This window comes from Mycoplana rhizolycopersici (assembly GCF_013378445.1).
GTDB lineage: Bacteria > Pseudomonadota > Alphaproteobacteria > Rhizobiales > Rhizobiaceae > Mycoplana > Mycoplana rhizolycopersici.
The window spans coordinates 189,028-206,635 of the sequence record NZ_JABXYK010000010.1; the positions used below are offsets into that span (position 1 = coordinate 189,028).

Genomic DNA, 17,608 nt, shown 5'->3' on the forward strand with positions numbered 1-17,608 from the left:
CCTAGGCCGGCAGCCCGAGCAGTTCGCGGGCCTGCCACGGGCTGGCGATCTTCGCGCCGAGCTTTTCGATCAGGTCTCGCGCCCGCTCGACCAGTTCACCGTTTCCCTTGGCGAGCACGCCCTTGGACAAGTACGAATTGTCCTCCAACCCCACCCGCACATGGCCACCGAGCAGGTAGGACTGCACCGCCATCGGAAAGGACATGCGGCCGACGCCGAAGCCGGTCCACACGCAAGGCTGCGGCAGCAGGCGGGCGGCGAGCGCCATCACTTCGGGGGTGGCGGGGAAGCCGTATTTCACGCCGGTGACAATGTTGTAGAGCGTCGGCGCCTTCAGCGTTCCTGCCTTCAGCATGTCGTGGGCGAGCTGGATATGGCCGGTGTCGAATACCTCCAGTTCCGGCTTCGCGCCGGCCTCGTAGATCATGTCCGACATGATCTTGACGTTGCCGGGGGTATTGATGACAACCTCGTTGCCGAAGGTCATGGTGTTCAGGTCGAGCGTTGCAATTTCCGGCTTGAGCGCGAGGATATGCTCGACACGCTTTTCGGGACGCATCAGGGTCGTACGTGGCCCGGCCACCGCCGGGTTCTCGTCGCTTGGATGGTAGCGGCCGCCCGGCCCGGTGGTGATGTTCAGGATCAGCGCGTCGTTTTTCGCCCGGATTCGCTCCATCACCTCGCGATAGTATTTCAGCTCCATCGAGGGTCTTCCGGTCTCCGGGTCACGCACGTGGATATGCGCGATCGCCGCACCCGCGTCGGCGGCCTCCAGACAGGCATTGGCGATCTCCTCAGGGGTGATCGGCAGGTCCGGATGGTGCTCCCGGGTCGTGAGATTGCCTGTGACGGCACAGGTTATGATGACATTCGGCTGCATTCAGAGATGCCTTCCTCCGTCGACGACGATGCGATCGCCGGTCGAGAACTTCAGGTGGGTGGCGCAGGCCAGGATGGCACGGGCGACATCGGTCGGGCTGGTGATCCGCTTTAGCGGCGTGGTTGCCGCGACCTTGTCGTTGAACTCTTTGCCGCGGCCGGGCACGAACTGCGTGTCGACCGCACCGGGCGAGACCGACAGCACGCGAATCTCCGGCGCGAGCGCCCGGCCCAGCGAATTGGCCATGATGTCGAGTGCTGCCTTGGCGCCGCAATAGGCGACGTTGGAGCCAATGCCGGTGAAGGCGGCGATCGAGGAGACGTTGACGACAAGCCCGTCGCCGCTCGCCTTCAACATCGGCGCAAAGGCGCGGATGGTGGCGAAGACGCCGCGGAAATTATTGACGAAGATCGCGTCGATCAGCTCGTCCGTCAGCGCGTCGAGGTCTGCGTGGGCCACCGGCTTGGTGATGCCGGCCGTGTTTATCAGGATGTCGGTGCCGCCGGCGCGTGCCTGCACGGCGTCGCGGAAGGCGAGGATGCTCGGTGTCTCCTCGATCTGGACGGGCGAGGCGAAATGCCCCTCGCCCGGAAGAAGCGCGACGATCTCCTCGGCGCGCTCCCGCCCGTTCCGGTAGCCGACGACGACGCTCGCGCCGGCCTGTGCCATCTCCATGCAGGTCTGCCGGCCGATACCGCCGGACCCGCCGACGACGACGGCAACCTTGCCTGCAAGCGGGTTGATCGGTTGCTCGGCCACGGCTCAGCCCTTTTTTCCGCTGATCGGCGGCATCGGGAAGCACGGCGTCCCTTCGACCAGCTTGAACTCGTAGTGGCAGGTGTAGAAGGGCGTCGCTGCACCGGGGTAATCCGGGTGTGGCTCGTCATGCCGGACGAACGCGCCGACTATCTGCCGCTTCGCCCCGAAGACCACGTCGTTGACCAGCGCTTCGTGGGTGTCGGCAAAGATCTGCGTGATGAGCGTCTTGTGGGCCGGCGCGGAGACAATGAAATGGATATGGGCCGGACGCAGCGGGGTGCGATGCTGGGCGCGCAGCAGGTCGCCGACCGGGCCGTCTGTGGGGACCGGATAGCCGGCGGGCTTCACCGAGACGAAATGAAAACGGCCTTCGGCGTCCGTCCTGAACTTGCCGCGCAGGTTGAAGTCGTCCTGACTCTCGTCCTGGTTCTCGTAAAGGCCGACGGGCGAGGCTTGCCAGACATCGAGGGTGGCCCCTTCGATCGGGGCGCCATCAACGCCGACGACGCGGCCGCTGAAATAGAGTTCGGCGCCGGGTGTTTCGGAGCGCGCGATGCAGTCGCCACATTGGCATTGCGGCGCCTCGCCACGGTAGAAAGGCCCCAGCAGCGCCGACATCGTTTCGCCCTGCATGCCGTCATTGTTGATCAGGTCGATCAGGGTGGAAACGCCGATCGCGTCCGCCGCAAGCACCACCTCGTTGTGGAACTCGTTGGTGCGGTGGCCGAGCTCGGCGATCCAGCGCAGACCATATTCGAACTCCGCCTCCGTCGGGCGCGTCTCGATGACGAACTGGTGCAGGTGCGTGACGAGCGACGTCATCAGTTGCTTCAGCCGCGGGTCGGTGGTTGCCGCCATCGCCCGAAGCACGGTCGGCGTGACGTCTTCCACCCTGGAGATGAGCTTCTGTTCGACGCTGATGTGATTCATGGTCATGCTCCCACCGCGACAGCGGGTCTTGAGGGTTTGTCACTGCCGACCCGCGCCAGCGCCTGCTTCAGGTGCGGGTACTTCTCGGTCAGAAGCGAGCCTTCGTAATAGGTCTTGCGGAACGCCTCCGTCACCCGGATGCGCTCGAGCCAGCGGGCGATCGCCGGATACGCATGCCACATGTGGCCGAGGTTGATGTCGGCCATGCGCACGACCACCGGCATGATCGCAACGTCGGCGAGCGTCAGGGCTTCGCCCATCAACCAGGGCCCGCCGCTTTCAGAGAGCCAGCTCGTCATCCGGTCGATGCCGCGCTGCAGCCGGCCGAGCGCTTCGTCCATCTCGGCTTGCGGAAAGCCGGTCCGGCCCATCCTCATCAAAAATTCGCGGCGAAGCGGCTTGCTGTCGCACAGTGCCTGGAATTCATCTTCGCTCATCGCCTGAAAATGCGGAAGGAAGGCGAGATTGTAGGACGGCACGCGAACTGCGGGCGTCGGCACTTCGTCGATGAAGCGCATCATGGCCCGCATCCGCGCGACCTGCAGCGGGTCGGCGGGGCGCATCGGCGCCACACCGGGCAGAATGTCCTCCAGGTATTCGAGGATTACGGCGGAATCGATCACCGGATTACCGTCATGCACGAGCGCCGGAACTACGCCGTTCGGATTGATCGCCAGATACTCGGGCCGAAGCTGGTCGCCACGGAAGAGATCGAGTTTTTCTTCCTCGAACGCCAGCGCCTTGGCATGCAGGGCATAGCGCACGCGCTGGCTGCAGGTCGACTGCGGCGCGTTGAAAAGCTTGAAGGTGGCCATGCCCGATCCTCCCTCAGTCCCAATTGAGGATGCGGGGCAGCTTGCCCTTGCGGGCCAGCGTGCCGACGACGCCAAGCGGGAAGAACATCAGCGCCACCGCCATGACGAGTCCGGTGCCGAAGAGGTTCAGCTCCGAAGCGCCCATCGTCGCGACGAACAGCTCGTTGATGCCGACGATCAGGATTGCCCCGATCGCAGGGCCGGCGATCGTCCCTTTGCCTCCGAGGATGCACATCAGCACGAGGTTGGCGGAGACGAGAATGATCAGGAAGATGTTCGGCCGCAGGTAGGTCAGGTATTCGCCCCAGACTGCACCCGCCATGCCGACGAAGAACGCCGAGAGAGCGAAGGCGACCACCTTGTAGAAGCGCGTGTCGATGCCGGCACTCTCAGCCTTGATTTCGTCCTTGGACAGCGCCCGAAGGCCGAGCCCGAGTTTCGAATGCTTGATCCGGTAGGTGGCCCAGACGGTGAAGGCAGCCATGAGGATGAAGGCGTAGTAATAGGGCAGCTTCGCCCAGAGCACCGGCAGGTCGTTGATCGGCAGCGCCAGACCGTTTGCGCCGCCGATGAACGTCCAGTGGTCGAAGAGAATGCGGGCGATCATCAAAAGTGCGATCGAAGAGATAATGAAGCTCGGCCCACGCACCTTCAGCGTGATCAGGCCGATGAGGTAGCCGCAGACCGCCGCAAGCAGTCCCGCCAGCGGTGCCGTCAACAGGGTCGATATGCCGAAGCGGGCCAGCAATACGCCGGAAAAGTAACCGCCGATGGCGAAGAATACCGCATGACCGAGCGAGACGTAGCCTGCAAAGCCGCCGAGAATGTTCCAGCCAGCCGCCATCACCACGTAGGATGCGGTGAAGAGAACGAGATGAAGCAGATAATTATAGTTGCCGGTGAATTGCAGCAGTGGCAGCGCCAGCAGGACGGCGAGGACGGTGACGGGGAACCAGGTGGCGCGCGTCTGATCGGCGCGTTTTGCCAGTTTCTCATCGTGCGCCTTGCGCGCCGCCAGCACGGCACCGGCATCGGGGGTATGAAGTGTGGCAGCCATTATGCCATCTCCGGCTTTTCGCCGAACAGACCCTCGGGCCGGATCAGCAGGATGACGAACAGGGCGAGGAAGAAGGTCATGGTCGACCAGGTGGCGCCGACCCAGGTGCCGACGAAGGCGGCGATGACCGAGAGCGAGAAGGCTGCAACGACTGTGCCGAGAATGCTGCCCATGCCGCCGAGGACCACCACCGACATCAGCATGGCGATCCATTCCCACTGCTTGGCCGGGAAGAAGCTGAAGACGAAGCTGACCAGCGCGCCGGCAGCCCCGGCAAGGCCGATGCCGATCGCAAAGGCGACGACGCTGACGAGGTTGACGTTGACGCCCAGCAACTCGGCCGCGTCACGGTTCTGTGTGGTGGCGCGGATCGCATAGCCCATCCGCGAATATTTCAGGAACAGCGCCAGCGCACCGATGATGACGAGCGAGACGATGCCGGCATAGAGCTGGCCCTTGGGAATGAAGATGTCGCCGAGGAAGAATGCGTCCGTCGCATAGTCGGGCGAGGTGACACGCTGGGTGTTGGTGAAGAACGCGCCGAGCAGGCCTTCCACCATCATCGCGAGCGCGAAGGTCAGAAGCACCGTCATCTCGGAGTAGCGCGCACTCTTGGCCTCCTTCTCGAACATCAGCCGGTAGAGCAGCACGCCGATGCCGGCCAGGATGAGGGCGGCAACGGGCAGCATGACGATCGGATCGATGCCCCAGAGCTTGAACGCCCAGTAGGCGACGTAGGCGCCGGCGATGATCAGAGAGGGATGCGCCAGATTGACGATCCGCATCACGCCGAAGACCAGCGAAAGACCCGATCCCATCAGCGCGATCACACCGCCGAGTGCCAGTCCGAGGATCAGAACCTGAATGAATTGTGCCATCGTCTTCTCCTCAGGCGGCCTTCCTGCCGCCGAGATAGAGTTCCTGGATGCGCGGGTCGGCGAGCACGTCGGCCGCCGGTCCCTCGATCAGCGTGCGGCCGAGGTCCAGAACGACGCCGATGTCGGAATTCTTCAGGCCCATCAACGCGTTCTGCTCGACGAGCAAAACTGTCACGCCCTCTTCCGACATCATCTTCATGATGGAAAACATCTCCTGGACGATCTTCGGTGCCAGGCCGAGCGACGGCTCGTCGAGCATGACGATGTCCGGCCTGATGATCAGGGTTCGGGCCATGGCGAGCGTCTGCTGCTGGCCGCCGGACATGGTGCCGGCATGCTGGTTGGCGCGCTCGCGCAAAATCGGGAAGCGGTCGAGAATGGCATCGACGCTGCGGTCAAGTTCTTTTGCATTGCCGAGGATGAAGCCGCCCATCCGCAGGTTTTCGCGCACGGTCATCTTCGGAAACAGCGCTCGCTCCTGCGGCACGAAACAGATGCCCTTCCGCAGGATCTGGTCCGGGCGCAGTCCGTTCAGCCGCTCGCCCTTGAGGACGACATCGCCCTTGCGGATCTTCAGCATTCCGCAGATCGCCTTCAGGAGCGTCGACTTGCCGGCCCCGTTGGGGCCGATGATGCAGTGAACCTTGCCGGGCACGACGGTGAGATGCGCGCCGTCGAGAATGGCGGGGCCGTCGCCATAGCCGGCGGTGATGTTGGTGACTTCGAGAAGTGCCGTCATCACGCAGCCTCTGCTTCGAGCACGCCGCCGAGATAGGCTTCCAGCACGGCTGGATCCCTGCGGACGATGTCGGGCGTTCCCTGGCAGATCACCCTGCCCTGCGCCATGACGACGACCTTGTGCGAAAGGCGCATGATCAGTTCCATATTGTGCTCGACGATCAGCACGGTCAGGCCGCCCGCGTTCAGCGCACGGATATGGCCGACGATCTCCTCCATCAGCGACGGGTTGACGCCGCCGGCCGGCTCGTCGAGCAGGATGATCTTCGGGTCCGACATCAGGAGAGCGGCGAGGTCCATCAGCTTCTTCTGTCCGTAGGACAGGTTGTGTCCATCTTCGTAGGCGATGCGGGTGATGCCGAGAAAGTCGAGGATGCCCAGGGCCTTGTCCTTCTCCTGCGGGGAGATCGCCGGGCGGAAGAGGCCTGCAAGACCCTCGACCCTGGACTGGACGATCACGTTCTCGATGACCGTCATGTCGGCGAGATTGCGCGAGATCTGGAAGGTGCGGCTGAGGCCCTTTGCCGTAATCTTGTGTGGACGCAGATGGTCGATCCGCTCCCCGTCCAGCCAGACCTCTCCGGAGGTCGGCGCAAGCGTACGGCTGATGCAGTTGAAGGCCGTGGTCTTGCCAGCGCCGTTCGGGCCGATCAGGGCCGTGATCGAGCCGCGCTCGACCTCGAACGAAGCCCCGTCCACGGCCTTGATGCCGCCGAAATACTTGCAAAGATTCCTGATCTCGAGCACGTGCTCGACCTCCATGTCCAGATGACAGGTGTAAAAGCGGCGGGCGGCCAAGGTGTATGTGCCCGCCGCAGGCAGGGTTCAGAAGCCGGCCTTCGGATATTCGAGCGCCTCCACGCCCTCGAACTCGCCGGTGGGATAGACGAACTTCATTTCGCCGCCTTGCCACTGCGTCATGATGTGGCGCTTGTCCTCGGGCAGGCCGACATCGTCCCAGGAGAAGCGACCGAGTACGGTGCGCACTGGATCGTCCTTGGTCCGCGCGTTCAGCCATTCGCCCATCTTGGCATTGTCGGTGGAACCGGCGCCGATAATCGCCTGCTCGATGCCCTGGCAGACCGCGAAGGGAATCGCGCTGTCCTCGTCCGGTTGCAGCCCGTACTCCTTTTCGAACGCGGCGACGAAATCGGCATTGTTGAACGGCTTTCCGGCGAGCGTGCCCTCGAAGTTCACGTCCTTGTGCCAGGTGGTGTGGATCAGCACGCCTTCTGCGGAATCCTTGCCGACGCCGTCGATGAACTCCGTCTGTGCGCCCTGGCTGAGATAGACCAGCTTCGGCGTCGCTCCCACCGTCTTCAGAGCCCGGGTCAATTGCACCGCTTCCTCCGCGGATGCGGTGAGCCCGATGATCATTTCCGCACCAGAGCGCTTGATGGAGTTGGCCAGGTTGAGCCAGTCGTTGAAGCCTTCCTCGGGCCACTTCTCCTCCATGACGAGCTTGATGCCGGCATCTGCGAGGTATCCCGGTGCGAGATCGGCGACTTCCTTGTCGTTTGCCGGATCGATCACCTTCTGGCCGAGCAGCCCTGCGGCGATCGCGTTGGCGAAGAAGTCGTCGGCGTGGACGACCGCTACACTCTTGGGCGCCTGGTCGGCGGCGATCTGCTCCTTGATGACGGCGACCACGTCCTTGCCGGTATATTCGGCCGCATTGACCTGGAAATAGAACAGGTTCTTGTGACCCTGCGTGTAGATCCGCAACGCGCCGCCGGAGGGAATCGGGTGGACCATGTTGTACTTGGACAGCACGTTGCCGACCGGGAAGGTCAGGCGGCTGGAGAATGTTCCATAGACCGCATCCACCTTGTCGACATTGATGAAACGTTCGTACTGGTTGATCGCGGTCGCGGGATCGGAACGATTGTCGCTGACGATCAGTTCGACCTGCTTTCCGAGCAGGCCTCCCTTCTCATTGATCAGCTTGTTGCAGAGTTCATATCCGCGCTTGTGCTTTTCCCCGCTGACCGAAAGTCCGCCCGTGATCGGCAGCGATGCGCCAATCCTGATCGTATCAGCATAAGCCGCACCGGCCAGGAAGGCGGCACCCGCCGCTCCCGCCAGAAATGCCTTCATCCTCATTTTTGCTCCTCCCCAGGAAAATCGGATAATTCGGCAATCTCGATCGTCGTGACAGCGGTTCGACGTCGCCTCAATGCAATGGCGACGTTATGCGCGGCCGGGCTCCTCTTCCCGGTGCGCACCTAGACCTGCGTGATGCGCAGGCTTTGTGCAGCTGTCGTGCAATCGATTGCGTGGAGCTTTGCAAATTTCCTGATATCCGTCAAGAACGCCGTGCAAACGATTGCGAATTTTTTTACGAAGGGATATCTACCCTCAGAAAGGGGTGGATTCCTGCATGAAGCGCCGCGTCACATTGAAGGATATCGCGAGGGAGACCGGTGTCCACGTCTCGACGGTTTCCCGCGCGCTCGATCCGGTTACGCGCAAGGCGATCACGGCCGAGGTTGCCGAGAAGATTCAGGCTGCAGCGGAGAGGCTTGGCTACCGCCCCAACCGGATTGCCGCGGGCCTGCGGACGAACCGAACGATGACGGTGGGCGTGATGATTCCCGACATCACCAACGTCATCTTTCCGCCGATCCTGCGCGGCATCGAAAGCGTGCTCGAGCCGCTCGGATATGCCTCGATCATCGTAAATACGGATGGCGAGAAGGAGCGCGAGAGCAGGCTCGTCAATGTCCTGCGCGATCGTGGTGTCGACGGCATCATCCATGCTGCCGCGACGCGCGACGATCCGATGGTCGCGCGCGCGGCGGAGGACGGCATGCCGATCGTGACGCTCAATCGCCGGGTCGAGGACGGCGCCATCCCCTTCGTCATCAACGACGAACAGTCGGGGATTTGCCAGATGCTCCGCCATCTGATGGAACTGGGCCATCGGTCCATCGCGCATATCGCCGGTCCGCAGGACCTGTCGACCGGGCAATTGCGCCTCGCAGCGTTCCGGGATGCCATGGCGGAAACAAAGCTTGCCTGCGATGAGAGACTGATCGCGACGGCCACCCATTTCGACGAGTCCGAAGGCGCGCGCTGCGTGGAGCAACTGCTGGCGTCGGGGCTGAGGTTCACCGCGGTTCTCTGCGCCAACGACCGCCTCGCGCTGGGCGCGATCGAGCGGCTGCACGAGAAGGGGCTGAATTGTCCCGCTGATGTTTCCGTCAGCGGTTTCAACGATATGCCGTTTCTCAACCTTATCCGCCCCAGGCTGACGACGATCCACATAGAACAGCACGGCGCAGGTCAGGCCGCCGCCAGGTTGCTCGTGCAACTGCTGAACGATGCCGAGACCGACCGGCTGCCGACGGAGACCGTTCTTCCGGTCCGGCTTGTCGTGCGCGAAAGCACGGGCCCCGCGCCCGCGCCATAGTTTGGCGAGCGGCTGCCGTCTCGCGCGCCTCGCCGAAAGTTGCTGCCAGCGCGGATCTAAGATCGCACGGCGCACGCGAGGAATGTTACTACGGTAAGCGCCAGCGAACGCTTGCAACCGCTGCTTACAGCGAGGCGTCCTCGATTTGGCACCACAGCGCAAGGAATGGCTCGCCGGTGCAGCGCATGGCGAACTTTCGACCGGCCTCGTTGAAGAAGATCGTGCCGCGGTTCGCCCGGAACCAGATGTCGTCGTCGAGGCACACTTCCCCATCGGACAGAAGCAGGAAGACGCGGGAGTGGAACTGCACGTGGTCCGGAAAGCGGCTGTAGGGCGCCATCAGCGTCAGGCCGATGCGCACGTCGCTGCGCTGCTCTATGCCGCCGGGTCCGACGAGAACCGTATGGGCATGGGCCTTTTCGAAGCGGAGGCTTGCAAAGGGACCGGTGCGGCCGTGCCGCCAGACAAGCGTTTCAGACAGGGCGGAAAGGTGGGCGGAGAGTTCCGCCAACCGGCTGTGGCCATCGGCGAGATTGGCCAGCGCCCGCTGCCAATGCTCGATGATTTCGGGGTGATCTTGCGCAAGCTGGCCGGGATCGCCGCAACGGCCGAGCTTCTGATAAATTTTGCCCGCCAGATAGCTGGCCATGACCGGTACCTTCGGCGCGACAAGCAGGTCGCCCACGACATTGAGAACGCCTTGCAGCGCTTGCGCGCGGTTGCCTGCCCTTAGCGGCGAAACCTGCCTGCGGGCAGGCTCCCGATCGTCGTTGAGAAGGAGGTCGGCGCTCCGCTTCGGAGACCTCATTGCAACTTGCGGCATTCGTTCCTATTGCCCCGGTTGATTCTTTGCGCGCACTCTGGCGGTGTCGCTCTTTGGTCGCAAGTGCCTTACCAGCTTCCGTGCCAGATAGCCATTCATCCGAGGTGGCGAGCGGCAATATGTTGCGCCGGTAGCGGAGGCTATCCAGGGCGAAGCGGCATTCGCAACGACGGCCATGCGACCGGCCTTTCAGACACGGATCGCGCTCTCGTCAGCCGGCCTTGGCCCCTGCCGAACACGTGCTTTTCAAAGAGGTCCAGTGCGTCCGAAGCAAGGGTGGCATCATCGCCCATCCGGCGGCCGGGAGTGTTGACAAGGATGACCCTGCCAACACTTGCATTTGCCTGTGGATCAGGCACCGGCTTCCTTTTTCTGCGCCTCGGCATAGTGCGCGAAAGTGGCGGCGAAGCGGCCGTTGATGTAGTCGCCCGAGGTCACCGGCGGGTACTTGGCCGGGTGATCCTCGTCGACGCAACTCGGCAGCGCTTCCACCAGCGTGTCGTAGTTCGGTCCGAAGAAGAACGGGATAGAGTAGCGTTCGCGGCCGGAGCGGTTGATCGCGCGGTGCACGGTCGAGGCGAACAGATCGTTCGTCCAGCGGGCCATCTGGTCGCCGACATTGACGACGAAGCAGCCAGGAACCGGATCGGCGGCAATCCATTCGCCCGATGCGTTCAGCACCTGCAAAGCCGAAATGCCGTCCTGCTGGGCCAGGATGGTGAAGCATTCGTAGTCGGAATGCGCCCCGATGCCGATCTGACGATCGTCGATCTCGCCGAACTGTGGCGGATAATGCAGGACGCGAAGGGTGGCCAACGGCTTGTCGACCATCTGGTCGAAATAGGCCTCGTCGAGACCGAGCGCCAGCGCGAAGGCGTGCAGCAGGTGACCGCTCAGCGTCAGCATCTCGGCGTGATAGTTCTCAAGCGCGGTGCGCAGGGCGGGCGCGTCTTCCGGCCACTGGTTGGGGCCGTAGAGCACCTTGCCGGCGAGAACGTCGGGATCATCCGCCGGTACGTCGAGGGCGATGTCATAGGACTCGTGCAGATCGCCGCGTGCCGTCGGATCCGTGTTCTCCTCGAGCATGGCCGCATAGCCGCGATTGTTTTTCGATTTCGAGACGTGGTTCTTCATCTTCACCTCGTCCGGAAGCGCAAAATAGGATTCGGCGGCGGCGAACGTGGCGGCCAGAACCTCTGCGGGGAAGTGGTGGTTCTTGATGTAGAGAAAGCCCACTTCCGTGCAGGCCTTGCGCAGGTCCTCGGCCAGTTTCTCCTTGGCGCCCGCATCGCCGCTGAACATCGGCTCCAGGTCGATGACGGGGATCTTGTCGAAGCTGACGCGCTGCGGGTCGAGCCCGCCGTTCTTCATCACGCGTGCGCCGTTGCCGGTCTCCACTACTTTCATGTTCTTGTTCCCTCTGTTGGTTGGGTTGGGTCGAAAATTGTCTCGACGTAGTAGCGCGGTCCCTGGAAGACGAAGCCGGGTGAAAAGTAACGGCGGCAGACATCCATGAACGCGTTCATCTTGCGCGAGGCCGCATGCGGCCGCGTCAGCCGGATGCTGACGCGGCGCTCCGCCGACGCCCAGTCATCGAGCAATGGCACCAGATGGCCGCGCTCGCACTCGATTGCGGTGAAGAAGCGCGGCAGATAGGCTATGCCCTCGCCGGCGACGGCGAAGTACTTCACCGTCCAGTAATCGTTGGCGATCAGGCTGCTGCGCGGCAGGACGCTTTCCTGCGCAGCGCCTTTTTGCAGGCGCCAGTGCTGCAGCCCCGCCGGGGTCCGGTAGACGATGCCTTGATGGTCGGCGAGATCGGCGGGCCGCTGCGGCTGGCCGAAGCGTTCGACATAGCTGCTGCTGGCAAACAGCGCGAAGGTGGCAGTCGAAAGCGTTTCCCCTTCCCCATCGCCCTCGTCCCACGAGATCACCGCGTCCAGGGTGTCGAAGCTTTCGGCGGCATAGAGCACGTTCGGCGAGAAGAAGGTCAGCTCGATCTCGACGTTCGGATAAAGCCTGCGGAAGGCGATCAGCATCTGCGCATAGAACGCGGTGCCGAATTCGCCGGTGGCGCCGATGCGCAGGGTTCCAGCCACGTCCTCGCTGACTTCGGAGACGGCGGCGCGAGCGGCGTCGCAGCTCTGCAGGATCTGGCGGGCGTGCTTGAGCAGGGTCTGTCCTGCTTCCGTCAGCAGCAGATTTCTGCCGGATCGCTCGAAAAGCGGGACGTTCAGATCGGTTTCCAACTGCTTGAGGCGCAGGCTCAGCGTCGATTTCGGCAGGCCATAGAGTTTACCTGCGGCCGATAGCGACCGCAGTTCGGCGATTTTCACGAAGGACGCCAGCGCATCGGTGTTCACGTCGGATCGTCCATAATCTTGAACAAAGTGACCATAATTTAGGCATGACTATTTTTATTGCATGAACGACCGTAATCGGCTTTTATGCACCGCACAAGAGCTCATTCGCTTTTGCAAAAACAGGGAACGCCAGCGACCGCCTCGGTCGGCGCGCACGTATTCGCGTGCCTCCGATGCGTCGACGGACGGGCCGAACCGACAGCAAGGGAACAGTGAAATGACTGCCAGCACAAACAAGCATCGGACGCGCAAGTGTCTCGTGGCGATCACGGCCGCGCTACTGGCGTCGGCTGCGACGGGCGCTAATGCCTTCACGCTCGAAGGCCCTCCGAAGGTCGCCTTCATCTACGCAAGCTCGGCGCAGGACGGCGGCTGGAATGAGGCCCTGGAAGCGGGCCGCAAGGCTGTTGAGGAACAGTTGCAGGTTCCCGTCGCCGTCACGGAAAACATTCCGGAAGAAGCGACCAAGCTGCGCGCGGCCATCGACCTCTACGTCAAGCGCGGTTTCAACATCATCGTCGGCACGACCTACGGCTACAGCGCCCCGATGGCGGAAGCTGCGAAGGCCTATCCGAACGTCGCCTTCCTCAGCGCCTCGGGCACGAACAACGGCCCGAACATGGAGAGCTTCTATGCCCGCACCTATCAGGGCTGGTATCTCGCGGGTGTGGCCGCCGGCCAGGCAACCAAGACCAAGAAGATCGGCATTCTCGCCGGCTTCCCCGTGGGCGTCGTGAACTGGGACATCAACAGCTTCGCGCTCGGCGCGCGGTCGGTCGATCCGACCATCGAAACGGTCGCCGTATTCACCAATTCCTGGTGGGACCCGGTCAAGGAGGGGCAGGTCGCGCAGGCCATTCTCGACCAGAAGGCCGATGTCCTCGCCACCAATCTGAGTGCAACCTCGGCGCTGGATGCGGCCGAGAAGGCCGGCGTTCCCTCCATCGGCTTCCAGCTCGACATGTCGCATGCCGCACCGAAGACAATCCAGACTTCGGTCGTCTTCCGCTGGGAGAAATACCTGGTCCCGACGATCAAGGAAATCATCGACGGCAGCTGGAAGCCCGAGGAATTCGGGGCGTTTGAGGGGCTCGACAAGGGCGTGGTGGATCTCGCGCCTTTCGGCCCGGGCGTCACCGAGGAAACGAAGGCCAAGATCGAGACGGCAAGGCAGGCGATCATCGCCGGCACGATCGATCCCTTCCAGGGGCCTCTCAAGAAGCAGGACGGCACTGTCGTCGTCGAGGCCGGCGGCAAGCTGGACGATGCCGCGCTGTGGTCGATGGACTATTTCGTCGAAGGCATCACCGGCACCATGCCGGCCAAGCAATGACGGCTGCGCAAAAAACGATTGCAGGCCGGGTGGACAGTCTGCCCGGCACGCCCCCTGCCCTCGACATGCAGGGCATCGGCAAGGCCTTCGATGGCAAGCCGGCGCTGGAGGATGCCGACTTCACCCTGGAATGGGGCGAGGTGCATGCGATCGTGGGCGAAAACGGCGCCGGCAAGTCCACCTTGATGAACGTTGCGACGGGTGTCTATGCCGCCGATTCCGGCCACCAGTCGATCGACGGCGCGGCCATCGCCCCCCGCAGCCCCACCGAGGCGACAGTTGCCGGGCTTGGCATGGTGCACCAGCACTTCCGCCTGGTGGAGAGCTTCACCGTTGCGGAAAACGTACTGCTGGGCCTCGGCAAGAAAAGCCGCGTCCGTTCCGCAAGCGAAGCGGCCGCACTGGTTTCGGCAAAGTCTGCCGAGATCGGCCTGCCCGTCGATCCCCACCGGATCGTCGCCGATCTTTCGATCGCCGACAGGCAGCGGGCGGAAATCGTCAAGGTGCTTCTCCTCGGCGCCCGCATACTGGTTCTCGACGAGCCCACCGCCGTCCTGACGGAGGATGAGGCCAGGGCGCTGCTCGATTTCGTCCGGCGGCTCGCGCGTCAGGGCAACGCAGTGGTGCTGATCACGCACAAGTTCCGTGAGGTTGCGGCCTTCTGTGATCGCATCACGATCATGCGACATGGAAAAACCGTGCTTTCCGGCGCGCAGGTCGAGGGAATTTCCGAAGAAGAGGTGGCGCGGCTCATCGTCGGCGAGACGCTGGCGACTGGCGGCCGGCCGGATTCGCAGCCCGGCGCGTTGCGCCTGAGCATCAAGGCGCTGTCTCTTTCCGCGCGGGCGCATGGGCAGGGGCTGCACAACCTTGAGCTGGAACTGCGGGAAGCCGAGGTGCTCGGCATCGCCGGCGTCGGCGGCAACGGCCAGGAAGAGCTGGTCGCCTGCCTCGGAGGCCTCCTGCGGCCCGCCTCGGGCGAGATCATTCTCGGCGGGCTGGATATCGTCGCCGGCACGCCACATGAGCGCCGTCGCGCGGGCTTGCGGGTGATCCCGTCCGATCGCTTCGCGACCGGCATGATCCGCGAGCTATCGATCGCCGACAACATGGCACTGACCAGTGTGTCCGAAGGGGCATTCGGCGGACCGCTTTTCCTGCGCCGCGACGGGATGCGAAGGAAGGCGGAAATGATGATCGATGCTTTCGATATCCGAGGGGCGACGCCTGAGCGTTCAGCCGCACTTCTTTCCGGGGGCAATGCGCAGAAGGTGCTGCTTTCGCGCGAGCTGGGTCCGGGCATGAAGGTGCTGGTGGCTCACTCGCCGTCGCGCGGGCTGGACATGAAGGCCACGCAGTTCGTGCGCACTGCGATCCGCCAGGCGGTGGAAAGCGGTGCCGCCTGCCTACTCATCAGCGAGGATCTGCAGGAGGTCCTTTCGCTTTCCCACAGGGTGGCCGTTATGAACAGGGGAACGATCGTCGGCTGTCGCGCGGCGGACGATGTCACCCCGGAATGGATCGGAGCGCTTCTGGCCGGCCATGCTTGATGCAGCATTTCTCGTACGCCGGCAGCAGCCGGGTTTATTTCTGAGCGCGCTCTCCTATGCGGGCGGGCTCGCATTCGGTCTTGCGATTTCGGCGATGCTGCTGGTGCAGGCGGGCGTACCCGCGAGCGCCCTTATCGACGAATTCCTGGTGGCCGCCTTCCTCACATCCGACGGCCTGTCGCAAACTGTGACGGCGGCGTTGCCGCTGATCCTCGTCGGTCTGGCTTCGGCGGTCGCGATGCGCGTCCGCTTCTGGAACATCGGCGTCGAGGGCCAGCTCTGGCTCGGCGCAGTGGCGGCGACGTGGGTCGCGCTGCACGAAATCGGACCGGAGAGCCTGCGCCTCCCGCTTGCCTTCGTGCTTGCGGCGCTGGCGGGTTCCGGATGGATCGCCATCTCCCTCGTTCTGAAACAAAGATGGGGCGTCAACGAAGTCATTTCTTCGCTGCTGCTCGGAAGCGTCGCGTTTCTGCTTGTGCAACATCTGCTGTTCGGCATTTGGCGCGATCCGGCCAACAGCTTTCCGGTCACCGCCGCATTTCCGCAGGCAAGCCGCTTCTCGGCACTCGGTTGGGGACAGCTCCATGCCGGACTGTTCGTCGTCGCCCTGATCGCCCTTGCGGTCTGGTTCCTGCTGGAGCGCACGCGCGCCGGCTTCTACGCTGACGCCGTCGGCCTCAACCGGCAGGCGGCGCTGGCTACCGGCCTGCCGGTGCGCCGCACGCTTGCGGGACTTGTTCTTTTGTCTGGTGCGCTGTCCGGGCTGGCGGGCATGGTCGTTGTCTCGGGCACGGAGCACCGGCTGAACCAGGCCGTCGGCAACGGTTACCTGTTCAGTGCCATCGTCATTGCCTATCTGGCCCGCGCCAAGCCGTTCTGGGTGGTTGTCGTGGCGCTGGCGCTCGGGGCCGTATTCACCGCTGGCAATGTCCTCAAGGTGTTCTACGGCATCTCCGAAGGAATGATCGTGCTGGTGCAGGGCACCGTGCTGATTTCGATCCTGATGGCGCAGTTCTTCAGCACCTATTCCCTCAACCGGCCAAGCTGACAGGAAGGTTCGCATCCCATGGATTTTCTGATCGGCTGGATTGCCATCATTCCGAATTATGCAACGCCGCTGGTGCTTGCGAGCCTCGGGCTCATCATCTGCGAACGTGCGGGCATCCTCAATCTCGGCGCGGAAGGCCTCATGGCTGTCGGCGCGATGAGCGCGGCAATCGCCGTTCTCTTCGGCAACGATCCCTGGGCGGCCCTGGCCGTGGGGGCGACCGCGGCAATGGCGCTCGCATTCCTTTTCGGCGTGGCGACGGTCGTGCTGCGCGCCGACCAGACGCTCTCGGGTCTCGCCGTCGTCGCAATCGGCCTCGGGCTGACCGGTGTCGTCGGTCGGCCCTATGTCCAGAAGACCTTCGTCGGCATCCCCAATCTCGGCGACATCTTCGCCCTGGAGCGCGATACCACCTTGGGAAGAATTGTGGCGGTTCAGGATCCGATTACCCTGGCACTGCCGGTCACGGTGGGCCTCCTGTGGTGGTGGCTCATGCGCAGTCGCAGCGGCCTGCGACTGCGTGCCGTCGGCGAGAATCCGGCGGCCGCGGACGTCGCCGGCGTGGATGTGCAGATCGTTCAGCTTGGCGCGGTGCTCGCCTCTGGCCTGCTTTGCGGTCTCGCCGGAGCCTACCTCTCGGTGGCGACCAGCCATGTGTGGGTGGAGGGCATGGTCGCCTCGCGCGGCTGGGTGGCCGTCGCGCTCGTCATCTTCGCGCGCTGGAATCCGGCCCGTGCCCTCGTTGGTGCGCTCGTCTTCGGCAGCGCCGACGCGCTGGTTCCCCGGCTGCAGGCGGTTGGCGCCGACATTCCGGTCTATCTGATGATGACCCTGCCCTATCTGCTGACCCTGCTCGTGCTTGTCATCGGTTCGATCAGTGGGCGGCGTTCTGGCGAACCCGCATTTCTCGGGCGGATCTACCTGCGCCAGGACAAGCATTAGGGATCTGGATTTTCCTTTAGCTTGGTGGCCACGCCTCATTATCTGAGGCGTATTCGTGGTCTTACGAAGTCGATTGTTTT

At 63.4% G+C, this 17,608-nt stretch carries 17 protein-coding genes; 5 read left to right on the top strand and 12 right to left on the bottom strand.

Annotated elements, in window-relative coordinates; translation table 11 throughout:
* Position 1 precedes the first annotated feature (1 nt).
* From HV823_RS17330 to HV823_RS17370, 9 genes are all read right to left on the bottom strand, one after another.
* A complete protein-coding gene (locus HV823_RS17330) occupies positions 2 to 880 on the bottom strand; it encodes a beta-keto acid cleavage family enzyme (protein WP_176950981.1) in 879 nt (292 codons plus the stop codon).
* Positions 881 to 1,639 carry an SDR family oxidoreductase gene (locus HV823_RS17335; RefSeq protein ID WP_176950982.1) on the bottom strand — a complete coding sequence of 253 codons (759 nt, stop codon included), beginning with the start codon at positions 1,637 to 1,639 and terminating at the stop codon, positions 881 to 883.
* A gap of 3 nt (positions 1,640 to 1,642) precedes the next feature.
* Positions 1,643 to 2,569, bottom strand: a complete 927-nt coding sequence (locus tag HV823_RS17340) for a dioxygenase family protein (protein ID WP_210270835.1) — start codon at positions 2,567 to 2,569, stop codon at positions 1,643 to 1,645.
* Between the two features lie 2 nt (positions 2,570 to 2,571).
* A complete protein-coding gene (locus tag HV823_RS17345) occupies positions 2,572 to 3,384 on the bottom strand; it encodes a glutathione S-transferase family protein (protein WP_176950984.1) in 813 nt (270 codons plus the stop codon).
* A gap of 13 nt (positions 3,385 to 3,397) precedes the next feature.
* A complete protein-coding gene (locus HV823_RS17350; protein ID WP_176950985.1) occupies positions 3,398 to 4,441 on the bottom strand; it encodes a branched-chain amino acid ABC transporter permease in 1,044 nt (347 codons plus the stop codon).
* Positions 4,441 to 5,319: a branched-chain amino acid ABC transporter permease gene (locus HV823_RS17355; protein ID WP_176950986.1), complete on the bottom strand. Its 879-nt coding sequence runs from the start codon at positions 5,317 to 5,319 to the stop codon at positions 4,441 to 4,443. Before HV823_RS17355 ends, HV823_RS17350 begins: the two co-directional genes overlap by 1 nt.
* Before the next feature lie 10 nt (positions 5,320 to 5,329).
* Entirely contained in the window at positions 5,330 to 6,058 is a 729-nt protein-coding gene (locus HV823_RS17360) for an ABC transporter ATP-binding protein (RefSeq protein ID WP_176950987.1), read from the bottom strand.
* A complete protein-coding gene (locus tag HV823_RS17365; protein ID WP_176950988.1) occupies positions 6,058 to 6,804 on the bottom strand; it encodes an ATP-binding cassette domain-containing protein in 747 nt (248 codons plus the stop codon). Before HV823_RS17365 ends, HV823_RS17360 begins: the two co-directional genes overlap by 1 nt.
* Positions 6,805 to 6,882: 78 nt before the next feature.
* Positions 6,883 to 8,160, bottom strand: coding sequence for an amino acid ABC transporter substrate-binding protein (locus HV823_RS17370; RefSeq protein ID WP_176950989.1), 1,278 nt, complete (start codon positions 8,158 to 8,160; stop codon positions 6,883 to 6,885).
* A 277-nt stretch (positions 8,161 to 8,437) separates the two neighbouring features.
* On the opposite strand from HV823_RS17370, the gene HV823_RS17375 reads away from it, so the two are divergent.
* The gene (locus HV823_RS17375; RefSeq protein WP_176950990.1) at positions 8,438 to 9,469 is read left to right on the top strand and encodes a LacI family DNA-binding transcriptional regulator; all 1,032 of its coding nucleotides are present in this window, start codon (positions 8,438 to 8,440) and stop codon (positions 9,467 to 9,469) included.
* Positions 9,470 to 9,593: 124 nt separating this feature from the next.
* Here HV823_RS17375 and HV823_RS17380 read toward each other — a convergent pair whose 3' ends face one another.
* From HV823_RS17380 to HV823_RS17390, 3 genes are all read right to left on the bottom strand, one after another.
* A complete protein-coding gene (locus HV823_RS17380) occupies positions 9,594 to 10,277 on the bottom strand; it encodes a dimethylsulfonioproprionate lyase family protein (RefSeq protein ID WP_176950991.1) in 684 nt (227 codons plus the stop codon).
* A 366-nt stretch (positions 10,278 to 10,643) separates the two neighbouring features.
* Positions 10,644 to 11,699 carry an isopenicillin N synthase family dioxygenase gene (locus tag HV823_RS17385; protein ID WP_246301509.1) on the bottom strand — a complete coding sequence of 352 codons (1,056 nt, stop codon included), beginning with the start codon at positions 11,697 to 11,699 and terminating at the stop codon, positions 10,644 to 10,646.
* Positions 11,696 to 12,655, bottom strand: a complete 960-nt coding sequence (locus tag HV823_RS17390; RefSeq protein WP_176950992.1) for a LysR substrate-binding domain-containing protein — start codon at positions 12,653 to 12,655, stop codon at positions 11,696 to 11,698. Before HV823_RS17390 ends, HV823_RS17385 begins: the two co-directional genes overlap by 4 nt.
* A 217-nt stretch (positions 12,656 to 12,872) precedes the next feature.
* On the opposite strand from HV823_RS17390, the gene HV823_RS17395 reads away from it, so the two are divergent.
* From HV823_RS17395 to HV823_RS17410, 4 genes are read left to right on the top strand one after another with little or no spacing between them, the layout of a single operon-like run.
* A complete protein-coding gene (locus tag HV823_RS17395; protein ID WP_176950993.1) occupies positions 12,873 to 13,988 on the top strand; it encodes a BMP family ABC transporter substrate-binding protein in 1,116 nt (371 codons plus the stop codon).
* A gap of 29 nt (positions 13,989 to 14,017) precedes the next feature.
* The gene (locus HV823_RS17400; protein ID WP_176950994.1) at positions 14,018 to 15,538 is read left to right on the top strand and encodes an ATP-binding cassette domain-containing protein; all 1,521 of its coding nucleotides are present in this window, start codon (positions 14,018 to 14,020) and stop codon (positions 15,536 to 15,538) included.
* On the top strand, positions 15,531 to 16,586 hold the full coding sequence (locus HV823_RS17405) for an ABC transporter permease (protein WP_176950995.1): 1,056 nt from the start codon (positions 15,531 to 15,533) through the stop codon (positions 16,584 to 16,586). The genes HV823_RS17400 and HV823_RS17405 overlap by 8 nt, the downstream gene beginning before the upstream one ends.
* Before the next feature lie 18 nt (positions 16,587 to 16,604).
* Positions 16,605 to 17,528 carry an ABC transporter permease gene (locus tag HV823_RS17410; protein ID WP_176950996.1) on the top strand — a complete coding sequence of 308 codons (924 nt, stop codon included), beginning with the start codon at positions 16,605 to 16,607 and terminating at the stop codon, positions 17,526 to 17,528.
* Positions 17,529 to 17,608 lie beyond the last annotated feature (80 nt).

What these genes read in the sequence shown, in the direction of transcription:
- HV823_RS17330 (WP_176950981.1), bottom strand. Translation starts at nt 880, where the DNA reads ATGCAGCCGAATGTCATCATAACCTGTGCCGTCACAGGCAATCTCACG.
- HV823_RS17340 (WP_210270835.1), bottom strand. Translation starts at nt 2,569, where the DNA reads ATGAATCACATCAGCGTCGAACAGAAGCTCATCTCCAGGGTGGAAGAC.
- HV823_RS17345 (WP_176950984.1), bottom strand. Translation starts at nt 3,384, where the DNA reads ATGGCCACCTTCAAGCTTTTCAACGCGCCGCAGTCGACCTGCAGCCAG.
- HV823_RS17350 (WP_176950985.1), bottom strand. Translation starts at nt 4,441, where the DNA reads ATGGCTGCCACACTTCATACCCCCGATGCCGGTGCCGTGCTGGCGGCG.
- HV823_RS17355 (WP_176950986.1), bottom strand. Translation starts at nt 5,319, where the DNA reads ATGGCACAATTCATTCAGGTTCTGATCCTCGGACTGGCACTCGGCGGT.
- HV823_RS17360 (WP_176950987.1), bottom strand. Translation starts at nt 6,058, where the DNA reads ATGACGGCACTTCTCGAAGTCACCAACATCACCGCCGGCTATGGCGAC.
- HV823_RS17370 (WP_176950989.1), bottom strand. Translation starts at nt 8,160, where the DNA reads ATGAGGATGAAGGCATTTCTGGCGGGAGCGGCGGGTGCCGCCTTCCTG.
- HV823_RS17375 (WP_176950990.1), top strand. Translation starts at nt 8,438, where the DNA reads ATGAAGCGCCGCGTCACATTGAAGGATATCGCGAGGGAGACCGGTGTC.
- HV823_RS17380 (WP_176950991.1), bottom strand. Translation starts at nt 10,277, where the DNA reads ATGAGGTCTCCGAAGCGGAGCGCCGACCTCCTTCTCAACGACGATCGG.
- HV823_RS17385 (WP_246301509.1), bottom strand. Translation starts at nt 11,699, where the DNA reads ATGAAAGTAGTGGAGACCGGCAACGGCGCACGCGTGATGAAGAACGGC.
- HV823_RS17395 (WP_176950993.1), top strand. Translation starts at nt 12,873, where the DNA reads ATGACTGCCAGCACAAACAAGCATCGGACGCGCAAGTGTCTCGTGGCG.
- HV823_RS17405 (WP_176950995.1), top strand. Translation starts at nt 15,531, where the DNA reads ATGCTTGATGCAGCATTTCTCGTACGCCGGCAGCAGCCGGGTTTATTT.
- HV823_RS17410 (WP_176950996.1), top strand. Translation starts at nt 16,605, where the DNA reads ATGGATTTTCTGATCGGCTGGATTGCCATCATTCCGAATTATGCAACG.